This is a genomic window from Salinivibrio kushneri, from assembly GCF_005280275.1.
In the GTDB taxonomy this organism is placed as follows: domain Bacteria; phylum Pseudomonadota; class Gammaproteobacteria; order Enterobacterales; family Vibrionaceae; genus Salinivibrio; species Salinivibrio kushneri.
Genome location: NZ_CP040022.1, coordinates 449,441 through 463,814 on the forward strand (window position 1 = coordinate 449,441; position 14,374 = coordinate 463,814).

General features: G+C 51.2%; 13 protein-coding genes. 7 read left to right on the forward strand and 6 right to left on the reverse strand.

Annotated elements, in window-relative coordinates:
* Nucleotides 1–168: 168 nt before the first annotated feature.
* Nucleotides 169–1,206, reverse strand: coding sequence for a tryptophan--tRNA ligase (gene trpS, locus FCN78_RS15095; protein WP_077658899.1), 1,038 nt, complete (start codon nucleotides 1,204–1,206; stop codon nucleotides 169–171).
* Between the two features lie 288 nt (nucleotides 1,207–1,494).
* Between trpS and FCN78_RS15100 the strand changes: the two genes are divergently transcribed.
* The 3 genes from FCN78_RS15100 to FCN78_RS15110 are packed head-to-tail and all read left to right on the forward strand — an operon-like array spanning nucleotide 1,495 to nucleotide 3,853.
* Entirely contained in the window at nucleotides 1,495–2,226 is a 732-nt protein-coding gene (locus FCN78_RS15100) for a 5-oxoprolinase subunit PxpA (protein WP_069360843.1), read from the forward strand.
* Nucleotides 2,223–2,918 (forward strand): 5-oxoprolinase subunit PxpB, encoded by a 696-nt coding sequence (pxpB, locus tag FCN78_RS15105; protein ID WP_077658898.1) that lies wholly within the window; start codon nucleotides 2,223–2,225, stop codon nucleotides 2,916–2,918. The genes FCN78_RS15100 and pxpB overlap by 4 nt, the downstream gene beginning before the upstream one ends.
* Nucleotides 2,903–3,853 carry a 5-oxoprolinase subunit C family protein gene (locus FCN78_RS15110; RefSeq protein ID WP_069360841.1) on the forward strand — a complete coding sequence of 317 codons (951 nt, stop codon included), beginning with the start codon at nucleotides 2,903–2,905 and terminating at the stop codon, nucleotides 3,851–3,853. The genes pxpB and FCN78_RS15110 overlap by 16 nt, the downstream gene beginning before the upstream one ends.
* A 71-nt stretch (nucleotides 3,854–3,924) precedes the next feature.
* Here the strand turns inward: FCN78_RS15110 and FCN78_RS15115 are convergent, their stop codons facing one another.
* Entirely contained in the window at nucleotides 3,925–5,754 is a 1,830-nt protein-coding gene (locus FCN78_RS15115) for a DUF3413 domain-containing protein (protein ID WP_069360840.1), read from the reverse strand.
* Nucleotides 5,755–5,818: 64 nt separating this feature from the next.
* Nucleotides 5,819–6,229, reverse strand: a complete 411-nt coding sequence (locus FCN78_RS15120; RefSeq protein ID WP_069360839.1) for a diacylglycerol kinase — start codon at nucleotides 6,227–6,229, stop codon at nucleotides 5,819–5,821.
* Between the two features lie 96 nt (nucleotides 6,230–6,325).
* On the opposite strand from FCN78_RS15120, the gene FCN78_RS15125 reads away from it, so the two are divergent.
* Nucleotides 6,326–7,369: a glycosyltransferase family 9 protein gene (locus FCN78_RS15125; RefSeq protein WP_069360838.1), complete on the forward strand. Its 1,044-nt coding sequence runs from the start codon at nucleotides 6,326–6,328 to the stop codon at nucleotides 7,367–7,369.
* Between the two features lie 39 nt (nucleotides 7,370–7,408).
* Here the strand turns inward: FCN78_RS15125 and acnA are convergent, their stop codons facing one another.
* Together acnA and FCN78_RS15135 are read right to left on the reverse strand one after the other, a co-directional pair.
* A complete protein-coding gene (acnA, locus tag FCN78_RS15130; protein ID WP_077658897.1) occupies nucleotides 7,409–10,147 on the reverse strand; it encodes an aconitate hydratase AcnA in 2,739 nt (912 codons plus the stop codon).
* 176 nt (nucleotides 10,148–10,323) lie between these two features.
* A complete protein-coding gene (locus FCN78_RS15135) occupies nucleotides 10,324–10,926 on the reverse strand; it encodes a DUF6151 family protein (protein WP_077658896.1) in 603 nt (200 codons plus the stop codon).
* Nucleotides 10,927–11,365: 439 nt separating this feature from the next.
* Here FCN78_RS15135 and FCN78_RS15140 point away from each other — a divergent pair, with 439 nt between their 5' ends.
* The 3 genes from FCN78_RS15140 (at nucleotide 11,366) to FCN78_RS15150 (ending at nucleotide 13,944) form a co-directional block, all read left to right on the forward strand.
* Nucleotides 11,366–12,001 carry a 2OG-Fe dioxygenase family protein gene (locus FCN78_RS15140; protein WP_069360835.1) on the forward strand — a complete coding sequence of 212 codons (636 nt, stop codon included), beginning with the start codon at nucleotides 11,366–11,368 and terminating at the stop codon, nucleotides 11,999–12,001.
* Between the two features lie 2 nt (nucleotides 12,002–12,003).
* A complete protein-coding gene (locus tag FCN78_RS15145) occupies nucleotides 12,004–13,251 on the forward strand; it encodes a cysteine desulfurase-like protein (RefSeq protein WP_077658895.1) in 1,248 nt (415 codons plus the stop codon).
* A gap of 225 nt (nucleotides 13,252–13,476) precedes the next feature.
* On the forward strand, nucleotides 13,477–13,944 hold the full coding sequence (locus tag FCN78_RS15150; RefSeq protein ID WP_069360833.1) for an ASCH domain-containing protein: 468 nt from the start codon (nucleotides 13,477–13,479) through the stop codon (nucleotides 13,942–13,944).
* Nucleotides 13,945–13,995: 51 nt separating this feature from the next.
* Here the strand turns inward: FCN78_RS15150 and FCN78_RS15155 are convergent, their stop codons facing one another.
* Nucleotides 13,996–14,280: a hypothetical protein gene (locus tag FCN78_RS15155; protein ID WP_077599713.1), complete on the reverse strand. Its 285-nt coding sequence runs from the start codon at nucleotides 14,278–14,280 to the stop codon at nucleotides 13,996–13,998.
* Nucleotides 14,281–14,374: the final 94 nt, after the last annotated feature.

Sequence of the window (14,374 nt, forward strand, 5' to 3'; positions counted from 1 at the left end):
TCCTTTCCGTTTGCCGCGCAAAAAGCCCTTTTATTTGATATGGATTAGGATGCATCCTGCAATCTTTCACATATGTCTAATTTGTTATGCACAATAGATTGCGGTAACTATCTAATTTATAGATGATAAGTAAATATAAGCTATGTTTTACTCACTCCTCTTACCTCTTTATCCCACAAGCAGGCCCAACGAACGCTTAACGTTCTGGCATGTTTGGTTTGTCTGTATACTCGCCTTTTGTTGCCCATCTTTTAGGACATCCAGCAAGTGATCAGGGGCGTTCATCAATGCTTTTCGCCGTTCTCGAATGGGTGATATCAGGGAGACTAAGCTATCGGTCAGCACGTTTTTCACTGTCATATCCCCCAGACCTCCGCGCTGATAATGTGCTTTGAGTTCGGCGACGTGTTGAGCGTCAGGGTGGAAAGCATCCAAGTAGGTAAAAACGACATTGCCTTCGACTCGACCGGGATCTGAGACGCGTAGGTGTTGAGGGTCCGTGTACATGGATCGTACCGCGTCACGTATGGTGTCATTGTCATCGCTAAGATAGATGGCGTTACCCAAAGAATTTGACATCTTGCTTTTGCCATCAACACCCGGCAAGCGCGAGGCTTTGCTGGTGAGTGCGCGACATTCGCGTAATACAGGCTCGCCGACAACGTGATTAAATTTGCGCACAATATCGTTTGTTTGCTCGATCATAGGAAGTTGATCATCGCCTACAGGCACGAGGTTAGCGCCAAATGCGGTGATGTCGGCAGCTTGACTGATTGGGTAGGTTAAAAAACCGACGGGTACTTGCTGTCCAAACTGTTTGTCGTTGATTTCGTGTTTTACCGTGGGGTTGCGGACCAGCCGCGTGTAACTGACTAAATTACTATAAAACATGGTGAGTTCTGCGAGCGCAGGAAGTTGGGACTGCTGACAAATTGTGACCTTGTCAGGGTCAAGCCCAACCGCGAGATAGTCTGCGACCAAGCCTAAAATATGCGTTGCGACGTGACCTGGTTGATGGCCATTGTCGGTTAACCCCTGCATATCTGCGACTAGAATGGTTTGAGCACACTGTCCTTGTAAGGCAAGTCGCTGGCTGAGTGAGCCACTGTAATGACCAAGATGTAAGCGCCCTGTGGCGCGATCGCCGGTCAGAATAACGTCGTTTTTGTCGATAGAGCTTTTGTCGATAGAGTAGGGGGTGTGCATTGGTGTCTCCTTGAGGATAAAAGCCGACGGAGACAGGGAAGTTGAAAACGATTCATTGACTGCCTACCGGCGGCCAATGAATACCCAGACTCAATGGCACGCTAAAGCGCGCGCCACCACTGGGTGCGAAAAATCAATAGAGTTTGTGTAGCAGATACCGTTTTCATAGTGGTTTAAGCTATCAGTCTTATGAGTACGACACAAGCCTCACACCCTGACGATTTTGTTGGTTTATCCGTGGGTTAAAAAGCCGTAAGGTAAAGCAAAGTCATTGAAATCGAGGGAATGATGAAACTAAACGCAGACATGGGTGAAAGCTTTGGTGCGTGGACAATGGGAATGGATAGCACGCTAATGCCGTGGATTGATATGGCTAATATTGCGTGTGGTTTTCATGCCTCTGATCCTGATGTGATGGCGGCCACGGTGGCACTCGCAGTACAGCACAATGTGAGTATTGGTGCTCATCCCGGCTACGCCGATAAGCAGGGCTTTGGCCGTCGTCATATTGATCATACCCCAGCACAAATTAGTCACCTCGTTCGCTATCAAATCGGCGCATTACAAGGGATCTGTGCACACTTTAATGCGAGCCTTGATTATGTGAAGCCCCATGGTGCGCTGTATAACACCATGATGGTGGACAATGATTGCTTTGAAGCGGTGTTGGCTGCGGTGGCTGATACGCTGCCCAATACACCATTAATGGTACTGGCACTGCCTGATAACCGTCCGCATCGCCAGCTTGCCCAACAAGCCGGTGTACCGCTGATTTTTGAGGCCTTTGCCGATAGAGCCTATCTGGCGTCAGGACAATTGGCGCCGCGCAGTCGACCGGGCGCTGTGTTAGATGACGCCAACGCGATGATTGCCCAAGTGTTGCAGTTATCTCAGCATGGCTCGGTGACAACCCTTGAGGGACAAACGCTCTCGCTTGCGCCGGATACGGTGTGTGTGCATGGCGATAACCCACAATCGGTCGAGGCGATAAAACAACTCAGAAAGGCCTTAACACCATGACACTCAGGGTTGAGCAGGTCAGTGAAACCACGGTAATGATCCGGTTGGGCAATAAGATCGATCTTGCCTTAGTCCCACAGTTATCTGCGCTATGTGAGCGAATCCAGCAACATTTTGGTCGTGGTGTGGTTGAGTTAATTCCCGCCTACACCAGCGTTCTGGTGGAAGTGAATGTTCGCTTACTCTCACCAGAAGGATTGAAAACGTGGGTGATGAATCAAGGCGACTCACTGCGAGTCACCCGTGACTCAGGGAGCGGAAAACAGGTGACGTTGCCGGTGTATTATCACCCCTCGGTTGGGCCCGATCTGGCTGCGGTCGCCGAGTTTGCTGGCGTGAGTGAGCAAGAGGTGATTGCGCGACACAGTCAACATACTTACACCGTTTGTGCGATTGGTTTCGCGCCCGGCTTTGCCTTTCTTGCGTCGGTGGATGAGACGATAGCTATGCCCCGTCATACCACGCCTCGTCATCAGATCCCTGCCGGCAGTGTGGGCATTGCACAACAGCAAACCGCGGTGTATCCGGCAGCGTCACCCGCAGGCTGGCAAATTATTGGTAACTGCCCCAAGGAGCTATTCAATCCCCGTCAATCGCCCATGATGCCGTTTGATGTAGGTGATACCGTCCGTTTTGAGCCGATGTCAGAGTCTGATTACCGCGCGGCAGGAGGTCAATGGTGGCAGGATTAACGGTGCTTGATCCCGGCGTATTGAGTTTGGTGCAAGACACAGGGCGCTATGGGGTGGGCCAGCTTGGCTTAAGCCAAGGCGGGCCGGTCGATTGCCACGCATTTGCTTGGGCGAATTATTTACTCGATAACCCCGCAAAGACGCCGCTGGTCGAGATAACCATGGGCCAAGCACGTTTTCGTGCTGAGCAAGCTATTTCGATCGCTATTACCGGCGCAGACATGCAACCTTGTATTAATGGTCAGCGCGTGGGTATGTGGCAGACCTTGACGCTAAATGCGGGAGATGAATTGCGTTTACGCTACGCGCGCCGTGGCTTGCGGGCCTATCTCGCGGTGCGTGGCGGGTGGACGGTCGATGGCGCATTTGGCAGTGCGGCGACGGTGATGCGCAATCAACTCGGCGGCCTGCATTCCGGATTAGGTGAACAGGCGGGAGGCATGGCGCTCACCAAAGGAGATGTATTGCCTTACCGACCGCATGCGCTGTTGCCGAGGGGGCGCGGTGTACCGACACGTTTTATTCCTGACTACAATGCCCTGACTCCACTGGCGCTTGTGCCGGGGTATCAGTTTGATAGCTTCAGCGCCGAGGCGCTAACGGCATTTTTTGATGGCGAATACACGGTCGATCAGCGCAGTGATCGTATGGGCGTGCGGCTCAATGGACCGAGCGTCGTGAGCAAGCAACCGGGTATTGTCTCCGAAGGCATTGCGCTCGGGGCCGTGCAAGTGCCCCCTGACGGTCAGCCGATTGTATTACTCAACGATCGGCAAACACTCGGTGGTTATCCTAAGCTTGGCTGTTTAACTCGTGCCAGCTTGAGCATGTTGGCGCAAACGCGACCCGGTCAGGCCGTGCGTTTTTATCCGGCGAGGCTGGCGGATGCATCGGCGCAATGGCAAGCGTTTGTGCAGTTTTTTGACTGGGTCTAGCCTGCAAAAACGGATAGATGAGCCTCTGGAAGACAGAGGCTCGCGAATGGGGGTCACGCGCAAACAGTGGACTAGCGGAAACGGCTAATTTGCTCGAGGGCTTTTTCCATTTGCGCAAAGTCAGGTGACGCGTTTTCTATGGGTCGATTGGTATTATCCATGTATTGATATTGCCCCCCTGCACCCACTTCTAAAATAGTATCGTCGGTGACTAACGCATAGCCGCTATAGTTTGACGATAACACCCAATCTTGACCGGGGTTGGGTGCAAGCAAGTCATGACCGATTGCGTAGCTGGCTGGATCGGACGTGACGCCCAAATAATGCTTCATCAGGGTGGGCGCTACATCTTGGTGGCTGGTCAGCCGCTTGCCAGTATCGACCTGTTTGGCATTGATGCCGGGGCCTATCATCGCGAAAGGCACGTGAATTTGTGGGTCAGTAAAATTGCTGTTGTGGCCCCAAAAATTCAGTTGGTTGTCATTCATCTCTTGTCCATGATCGCCAGTGAGCACCAGCAGAGTATTGTCGAATTCTCCGCTTTGTTTTAGCTCCTCAACCACTTTGGCCACCAAGCTATCAACGTAACGTACGCTGGTCTTGTAGCGATTAAAAAACGGTGTCGGATCTGTCTCGTTGTCCAACTTGAGGTAGTTAATTTCATCCAACATCGGCTGATACTTGGGGGTAAAGTCCGCAGGAAAATCATAGCCATGTGGCGCATCGTAAAATAAAAACGAGAAGGTGGGACGATTGGGGTCACGCTGCTGGTGCCAACGGATCCAATCTTGGGTGAGATCCGCGTCTAGCTCGGCGGGAGAGTCGCCCTCAGAGCCGTTACGTAAATCGGACACCTTAGCAAATACGGTTTGATTGAATTCCGGCTTTTCCAATTGTGTCGCGGTGAACACACCCAGTTGATAATCGAGCGCCTGTAGGCGATCCATCAGCATCGGTGATTGTTGATTGGCAAGAAAGCTGTGCCAATAGGTGCCAGGCATGCCATAAAACAGGCCAAAAATGCCGGTTCGAGTGGCGTTCCCCGTCGCGAGATGATGTGAATAGGTACGGCCATCTTGCGCCAGTGCCCAAAGGTTGGGCGTGTTGTCGGCATTGAAGGTATCTGCGCGCCATGAGTCAACCACCAAAAACATGATATTCACCGGTTGCTCAACCTCGGTCGTGTTCAGCGGTGAAAGGGGATAGTTAAGATCGGCTTCGCGATCCACATCCATGGCTTTTTGGCGCGCTAGAGCTTGTTCATCAATCCAGCCGTTTTTGCGCATCATGCTGTTGGCGGTGGCTGGATAGAAAAGTGGCAAATAACGTTTCACCGTTGTCACGGGTTGGTACGCGTAGGCCGCGGCCCAAATATGAATCCCGTGGGTGGCGAGCAAGGTCAGAAACGTGAGCAGCGCGAATTTTTTGCCGACTTTGCGCTGCTGGGAAAAACGTGTCCGCGACAACCCAGTGAGCAATCCCCATTGCGCCGCGAGGCAGGCAATCACGCCCCCGATCACCATCAGCCAAGTAATGAGCGGGAAGCTAACGATCTGTCCGGCGAGGATCAGATCCAGCACCATAGCATTAATATGGAATCGGTATTGGGCAAACACGATGGTATCAATGAAAAGCGTGATCACACCCACCGAGGCAATCAAGGCGAGCAATGGTTGGCGCAACTTGGTTGGCAGGAGTAAAAGTGGAAGTGTCACCAAGCCAACAATGGCGGCGAGTAAGGCCATTTGGCTAAAGATACTGACCACGATAAAGGTGATGCCAAGTGGCTCAGTGGGAAAACTCGGTAGAAACGCAAAATAGCGGCTGGCTATTGCCATCAATACAAGGGCGTTAATGGCAATAAACCAGCTATGTGTTTGAAGTCGCGATTTAAAAGACATGGTTTCTCATCACAGTTGAGTGAATCAATCGGCAACGTATTGGGCGCGTTGCCGGGTTGTGTATTTAGGTGTATGACTGAATAAGTGGCATGCCGAAGTGATGCCAAAGGGTGGCAAGCCAGACTACACCCGCCAAAAGCAAACTGACAAATACCGCCGCAGAACCAATATCTTTGGCTCTGCCACTTAGCTCATGACGCTCTTCACCCACTCTGTCGACCACGGCTTCAATGGCGGAGTTAAGTAATTCGACGATAATCACTAACACAATGACGCCGAACATCATCAAGGATTCCGTCAGCGGTAATTGCAGCCAGAGTAATACGACTAGCGCCGCAGCCAATAATACAACTTCTTGACGGATCGCCGCTTCATGGTGATATGCCGCTTTTAATCCAGCCCAAGAATAGCCGGTGGCTTTAATGATACGTATGATCCCTCGCGGCTTTTCTGAGGGGGATGTATTAGCGCCCATAAATACATTCTCGTAACAATTTGATTGATAGGCTGGCATTTTACATTTAACCGAGCCAACTGCATAATCGGCGCGATAACTTAATTGGAATTTGTTATGCCTCTGTTTACTCACGCCCCACGCTCCCTGTGTTTTTTACGCCTGTCTGCGATTGGCGATGTTTGCCATGCGGTGGCAGCGATTCAAGCCGTGCAGCGTCATTGGCCACAGACGCAGATCACTTGGGTGGTTGGTAAAGTCGAAGCACAGCTTTTAGCCGGGCTTGAAGGAGTGGAGCTGGTGGTGTTTGACAAAAAGGCAGGCTTGGCAGGCATGCGTCACGTCTGGCAGCAGCTGAAAGGGCGCCGGTTTGATGCGCTAGTGCATATGCAGCTTGCTTTACGCGCTAGCTTATTGACTGTGGGGATCGGCGCGCGCCATCGCGTGGGGTTTCATCGTCACCGAGCGAAAGAGGGGCAGTGGCTGTTTACCAATAAACGGATCCCCGACACCCAGTCGTGCCATGTGTTAGACAGCTTTTTCGCCTTTACTCAATACTTGGGCGTGCCGGTTACGCCGCCGCAGTGGCAACTACCACTTTCTGAAGACGATCATGCCTTTGCCAACGCGCAACTGGGTGACAAGCCTACTGTCGTGATCAGTCCTGCCGCGAGTAAAGATGAGCGCAACTGGCTGCCAGAGCGCTACGCTGAATTCGCCGACTACGTGGTCGGTAAAGGGTATCAGGTGGCCCTCTGTGGTTCACCGGCCGAGCGTGAAAAAACGCTGGCCGCGCGCATTATTGCCGACGCCAACGTACCACTGGTTAACTTGGTGGGACAAACCAGTCTCAAACAATTGGCTGCGGTGCTCGCGTGCGCCGATGCGGTGCTGGCCCCCGACTCCGGCCCCGCGCACATGGCAACCACACAAGGCACGCCCGTCTTAGGCCTTTATGGCCATAGCAACCCGAAGCGCACCGGCCCTTATAATAATCTCGCGGATGTGGTCAGTGTTTACGAAACTTTTGCTGAACAGCAACATGGCAAGCCCGTTGAGCAGCTAGCATGGAGCACACGGGTGAAAGGCGATCATGTGATGGCCGCCATCGACACTCAGCAGGTGATCGACGCGTTTGAAACCATGATGGCGACGCAATAAAAAAGGCCCCGCGGGGCCTTTTGGGTATTGGTGCCAGTATTAGCTAGCGAGTTGGCGCAGCACGTAGTGGAGAATGCCGCCATGGCGGTAGTAATCCCATTCAACGGCTGTATCGATGCGGACGTTGACGTCAAACTCCATGGTTTTATCATCCCGAACTGCACGTACCTTGAGGGTAGAGGGTTCGCCCTTGATCTCGTCAAAGTCGAACACTTCTGTCCCATCCAACCCAAGTGATTCGACGGAATCACCCTCTTTAAATTGTAGTGGCAACACGCCAAAGCCTACTAAGTTAGAGCGGTGAATACGCTCGAAGCTTTCAGCAATGACGGCTTTGATACCCAGCAAGTTGGTACCCTTGGCGGCCCAGTCACGGCTCGACCCTGTCCCGTACTCTTTACCCGCAAGCACGACTAATGGCGTATTATCTTTTTGATAGCGTTGGGCCGCTTCATAGATGCTCATTTGCTCATTGGTGGGCAAATAGGTAGTCATACCGCCCTCGGTGCCCGGCGCCATTTGGTTTTTCAAGCGCACGTTGGCAAAGGTGCCACGTACCATCACCTCGTGGTTGCCTCGGCGTGAGCCGTAGCTGTTGAAATCTTTTGGCTCAACGCCTTTAGATTTCAAATACTCGCCCGCTGGACTATCTGGCTTAATTGCGCCGGCGGGTGAGATGTGGTCGGTCGTGATCGAATCACCGACTTTGACCACACAGCGTGCGCCTTTAATCGGTTTCATTTCCGGCAGTGCCATGGTCATGCCGTCAAAGTAGGTTGGTTTTTTAACGTAAGTGGAGTCAGGCCATGAATAAATCTCATCTTCAGGCACCGGCAGTTTACGCCATGCGTCTGTGCCGGCAAACACATCCGCGTATTTGTCTTGGTACAGCCCTTCCGTCATTGCGGATTGGATAGTTTGCGCCACTTCCTGCGGGGTTGGCCAAATGTCTTTGAGGTAAACAGGCTTACCGTTTTCATCTTGTCCTAATGGCTCCTTAAGGACATCGACATTCATATTACCCGCCAGTGCATAGGCCACCACTAACGGGGGTGAGGCGAGATAGTTGGCTTTCACATCTTGGTGAATACGGCCTTCAAAGTTGCGATTACCGGAAAGCACGCTGGTCGCAAGCAGATCCGCCGAGCGAATGGCTTCAGTGATAGGCTCAGGTAGCGGCCCTGAGTTACCAATACAGGTGGTACAGCCAAAGCCAACAATGTTAAAGCCAAGTTCGGCAAGTGGTTCAAGTAGGCCAACATTTTCTAGATAGGCAGGCACCACCTGAGAACCAGGTGCGAGAGAGGTTTTCACCCAAGGCTTGGTGTTTAAGCCTCGCTCACGTGCTTTTTGTGCCACCAACCCTGCAGCCACCAATACGGCCGGGTTCGAGGTGTTGGTGCAGGAGGTGATTGCCGCAATCACAACGGCCCCATGCTCAAGCGTAAATCGCTCACCGTTATAGTCGACCTCCACTTTACCTTGTTCGCGAAGGCTAGGATTATCGACCGCGGTTTGTCCGCCTTCACTGGCAAAACTGGCGATCAGGTTATTTGCTGCCGCTTGCTCTTTTTCCAACAGCTGATCGAACTGGGCTTTGGCGTCGGTTAATGCAATTCTGTCCTGTGGGCGTTTGGGGCCAGCAAGACTTGGAACCACATCGCCGAGGTCGAGATGGAGTGTGTCACTGTAATCGGCAACGGGTGCGTCGTCATCACGCCACAGACCTTGTGCTTTGGCGTAGGTTTCGACCAGTGTGATTTGCTCATCAGTGCGGCCTGTCAGGCGCATATAGTTGAGGGTTTCATTATCAATCGGGAAGATGCCACAGGTTGCACCATACTCGGGCGCCATATTGGCAATGGTCGCACGGTCAGCCAGCGGTAATTTGGCGAGCCCGGGGCCATAAAACTCAACAAATTTACCCACCACACCGCGTTCACGTAGCATCTGGGTGACGGTGAGTACTAAATCAGTGGCGGTAGCGGAAGCAGGCAGCTCACCTTTTAGCTCAAAACCAACCACTTCTGGGATCAGCATGGTGATAGGCTGGCCGAGCATCGCCGCTTCTGCTTCGATCCCCCCCACGCCCCAACCGAGCACGCCTAAACCGTTGATCATGGTGGTATGTGAGTCTGTACCTACCAGGGTATCTGGCATGGCTAACTTGTTGCCGCCTTGCTCTTCCACCAGTACACCCGGGGCTAAATACTCAAGGTTTACTTGGTGCACAATCCCAGTGCCAGGTGGCACTACGCGGAAGTTAGAGAAGGCTTGTTGACCCCAGCGCAAAAACTGGTAGCGCTCGCTGTTACGCTCAAACTCAATCTCGGTGTTTTTCTGCAAGGAATCAGGGTTGCCGTAGTCATCCACCATGACCGAGTGGTCGATGACAAGATCAACCGCACCAAGCGGGTTGATTTTGGCTGGATCTCCTTTCAATTCGCGCATGGCGGCACGCATCGCCGCTAAATCAACCACCGCAGGTACGCCAGTGAAGTCTTGAAGCACGACACGAGCAGGCGTGAAGTTTACCTGATCTTGCCCAGCTTTATCGGCTTGCCATTGGCAAAGCGTACGAATATCGTCTGCGGAGACATTCTTGCCATCTTCTTTACGTAGCAAGTTCTCTAGCAGGACTTTTAAGCAGTAGGGTAAACGACTGATCTCGAAATTATCGGACAGTGCGTCCAGGCGATAGTAGTCGTAGGTTTCACCGTTGACATGTAGAGTACGTCGGGTGTTGAAACTATCTGGGTGTTGAGATGGGTTGCTCACGGATGCCTCCCCTTGTCCGTTATTGTGAATAAGAGAGGCGACCTTGCCTAGAAGGCTGTCGCCTCGCTCGGGGGATTGCTTGATTTTACAGCTCTATTGTAAATGGGCTGATGATGAAGTTAAAGCGTTGTTATCACGCTACAACCTATCACTCCCATCGGTCTTACCTTATCTTGTCACGGCAGAGGCTGTTTCCTTCTCGATGAGGGGGCTGATTGCTCCACATGATGAATCAGACCACGCGGACGCCCTTCACGGTCAAAAAAGACATTCGGACGATGTTTACCCAGTAGCCGTGCCCACAAGCCCTTTACGGCAGTGATAACCATCAGGCGCAATGGAAATCTTGCGTGAACCTTGTTTGCTGTAGGCGTTGAGCGAGCATCTTGTCCTTGCACATACCAGCGAACCGGGCCGATTTCTTCTTCATTATCGCCTTCAATCTGATAGCAAGCACTCACCACGCCAACAAAAGGAATATCGGCATGAATGGTATTGGCGATAGGCGTTTGACAACAATGGGTATACCAGCGGTATAGACCTCGTTCGCTCAGTCTCAAACAGGTTAATTGATCTCGGCCGCGATAAATGCGGAGCTGCGATGGCGTAATTTGTAGCACTTCTGTGCCGCCGCCTGGCTCGAGTTCAGTATAGTAGCCCAGTGTTTGCGCATAGGCCTGGCAATCACTGCAAAAGCACACACAACGTTGGCTTTGCTGTGCATCAATGATCTCGCCTGTCATTTGCCCACATGAACACCGAATGGCAAGACGTGCCATATTATTTCCCCTCGTTGCAGAGCCTATCTCATCAGTATAGCGCGAATTATGTGTTTAGACGTTTGCGATAAAACGGATATAGACCGTCGCAATCACGCGAAAACGTTATCTATAAGATCCTGTTTTATCGGATATGGCAACTTTTCGTGACAGTAAACTGCCGATAGTGCGACTTAAAATATTGATCATTGCCTTTTAATTGGTGGTTAATGCTAATGTTTACTAATTGTTAACTTTTGGGTTGGAGGTTTTCAATGGCTTAAGGGTTATTAGTAGGTAATCATTCTGATTGATGGTTTTAAACTCGACAAATCTAGGGTCGAAACTGGAAATGGTAGGGGATTTAGTTAAACATAACATGTAACGCATTTGTTAATATTGTGCTTGGCAATGGCCCTGGCATCAATGCGTGCTTCGGTACGGATAAAAGGAGAACGCCATGACTACGTCTTCACTACTCATGCAGCTCAATCAACTGGATGATAACGACATCAAGCAGCTTCAACCCTCGTTTGATAATCTCCCCGGCACTTCACATGCAGACGGCGGCTATCGACTTCGTCGTTACTCGGTGGTTCATGTTTTCAATGAAGGTGTCGAAAAACTACCACCACGGCCGTTTATGCAAACCTCGGATATCAACGAGTTCCAAGGCGATGTGGCGAGGACATTTGAAGATATTGAATCAGAAACCGTGCAAAAGCCTGGCTTTCATGCCATGTGTCGCACTTTCCGCGATATGTATCAGTTAAGCGACGGTAACGATATTGAAATCCACCAAATTCGTATTCAGGCGGATAATCAGTCGGTACAAGTCGCCCCAGAGGGGGTTCACCAAGATGGCTTCGATCATATCGCCATTGTGAGCATTGGCCGCGATAATATTGATGGCGGTGACTTTCAGGTATTTAGTCATAAAACAAGCGCCCCGCTGTTTAGTTTGCCGCTGGCACCGGGACAAATGGCAGCACTTGATGACCGTACACTGTGGCATTACGCTGAGCCAATTACGCCCGTGGATAACCAGAAACCGGGCACGATGGATGTATTTGTACTCACAGCAACAAGGAAGTAACGATGACACCAGCAGGCTTTTCACCTCATGCTGTTCGGGGACACTTTCCCGCGCTTGCGCAATTGATTAACGGTCAACCCGTTGCATTTTTTGATGGTCCGGGCGGCGCGCAAGTGCCGAGTGCGGTGCTTGATGCCATGGTGGATTATCTAGGGCACTACAACGCCAACCTTGGTGGCCAGTTTTTCTCTGGTCGTTATACCACCGAACTGATGCAGCGGGCACGTGACGTCGCGGCCGCCTTTGTGAATGCCTCATCGTCAGAAAGCATGGTATTCGGGCCTAATATGACCACCTTGACTTTCTCGTTGAGCCGCGCAATCAGTCGCGAATGGCAGGCGGGGGACGAGGTGATTGTCTCCGCGTTAGACCACTATTCAAACGTGTCTAGCTGGCAGCAAGCGGCGCACGATAAGGGTGCGACGGTGAAACAAGTACGTGTTGACGAGTCGACGTATTCTATCGATATGGCACATCTTGCCAGCCTAATGACCGATAAAACCAAGTTGGTTGCGGTGACACTCGCCTCAAACACCACAGGCAGTTTGGTCGATGTGGCAAAAGTGGTCGAGATGGCGAAAAAAGTGGGCGCCAAAGTGTATGTCGATGCGGTGCATTACGCGCCCCATCACTTGGTGGATGTACAAGCGCTCGGATGCGACTTTCTTGCCTGTTCGGCGTATAAGTTTTTTGGGCCCCATGTTGGTTTTGTGTATGTCGCGCCTGAGTGGGTACAGACATTAAAACCGTACAAAGTAGAACCTGCCACTAATCAAGGCCCTGGCCGGTTCGAAACGGGCACGCAAAGCTTTGAAGCCATTGCGGGCTTTATCGCCGCGGTTGAGTATCTTGCACAATGGGGCGATCCAACGTCTTCACTACGAGAAAGACTAGCGGCAAGCTTTGCGCAGTATCAAGCACATGAGCGGGCCCTGTCTGCTCATTTTATTCAGTTGATGCGCGCTTATCCCAAAGTACGTATCTATGGCATTACTGACGATCATCTGCTCGATAAACGTACCCCTACCTTTGCGATACGTATAGAGGGAGTTGAGCCAGCTGAGGTTGCGCAAGCACTCGGCGCGCAAAATTTTTGTGTCTGGAACGGCCACTTTTATGCGCAAGGCTTGTGTGAACAGCTTGATGTTTTAGACAAGGGCGGTGTGATCCGCATCGGTATGATGCATTACAACACGGTTGATGAAATTGATCGGCTACACCAAGCCTTATTGCCATTTATTAGCGATTAAGGTGAATGATTCTCTCAAGCGGCCAAAAGGGCCGCTTTTTTTGGGTTTAAATTGGCTTTGATTGATGTTTAAGTGTAATTTATTCACAAAGCAACTTAGAAACGTTAGCCAGCGCATAGGCGAATGCGCGTCTGCACGTTATGATCACCGTTGTTAGTGTTGTCCAAGAAACTGTTCATAAAGAAATCATTTAAAAAGAAACCAATAAGAATCAAGGCGAGACCCATGACTGAAGAACAAAACGCCTTTTGGCATCAATATCTTGCGACCCTTCCCTCGGACCAACGGCCAGCCGATGAGTACGTGGTGGTGGACACCTTAAGCCATCATACGGTGAGAGCGAATGAAGTCGCGACCTTGGTGAGCTTGAATAAAAAGAAAGCGCACTGCCGGTTGCGCAGCTCTTTGGAAGAGAAAAATGCGGTGGCCCCGCAGAAAGGTCAATACAAAATCGTGCTAAATGGTCACCAACGGCCCGTTTGTATTGTGAAAACCACTAAAGTGAGTTATTGCCCATTTAACCAAGTCAGCGCCGAATTTGCGGCACGAGAAGGGGAGGGCGATGGTTCTTACCAGTGTTGGCACGAAGCGCATTGGGGATACTTCTCCCAATACGCCAAAACACACGGCCTGCATTTTGATGAGCACTCGGATGTGGTGCTTGAAGAGTTTGAGAAAGTCTATCCACTCTAAAAATTAAAGCCGCGCTGAGCGGCTTTTAGGGTAATTGCTTAACTGAAGGCGTTACTCACCGATATCCAAATTAATTTCATCGGCCCATGGCATGTCTGGCAGGGTATCCAAGTTGGCTTCATAGCGGGACAGGGTAAATTGTCCGTTGTGATTGCTGACGTCGTAGATCTCAACCATTAATGCACAGGCAATGTACTCGATAGCTTCATCGCGTGAATAGCCGGTCATACGTAGGCGCATCAAGGTTTCTGCTACCTTTTTAGGCTCTTGGTCGGCAATCTGGTTCTCAACCACTTCTATCAAGTTAGCGATACTGGTACTGGTTTCGTCTTGCATGATGTTGCTCGTTATGGGTGACAATGACGCCATACTAGGAGATGCACGACGAAGAGGCACGGATTTTTTATCAACAGATGCAGTGACTGACTTC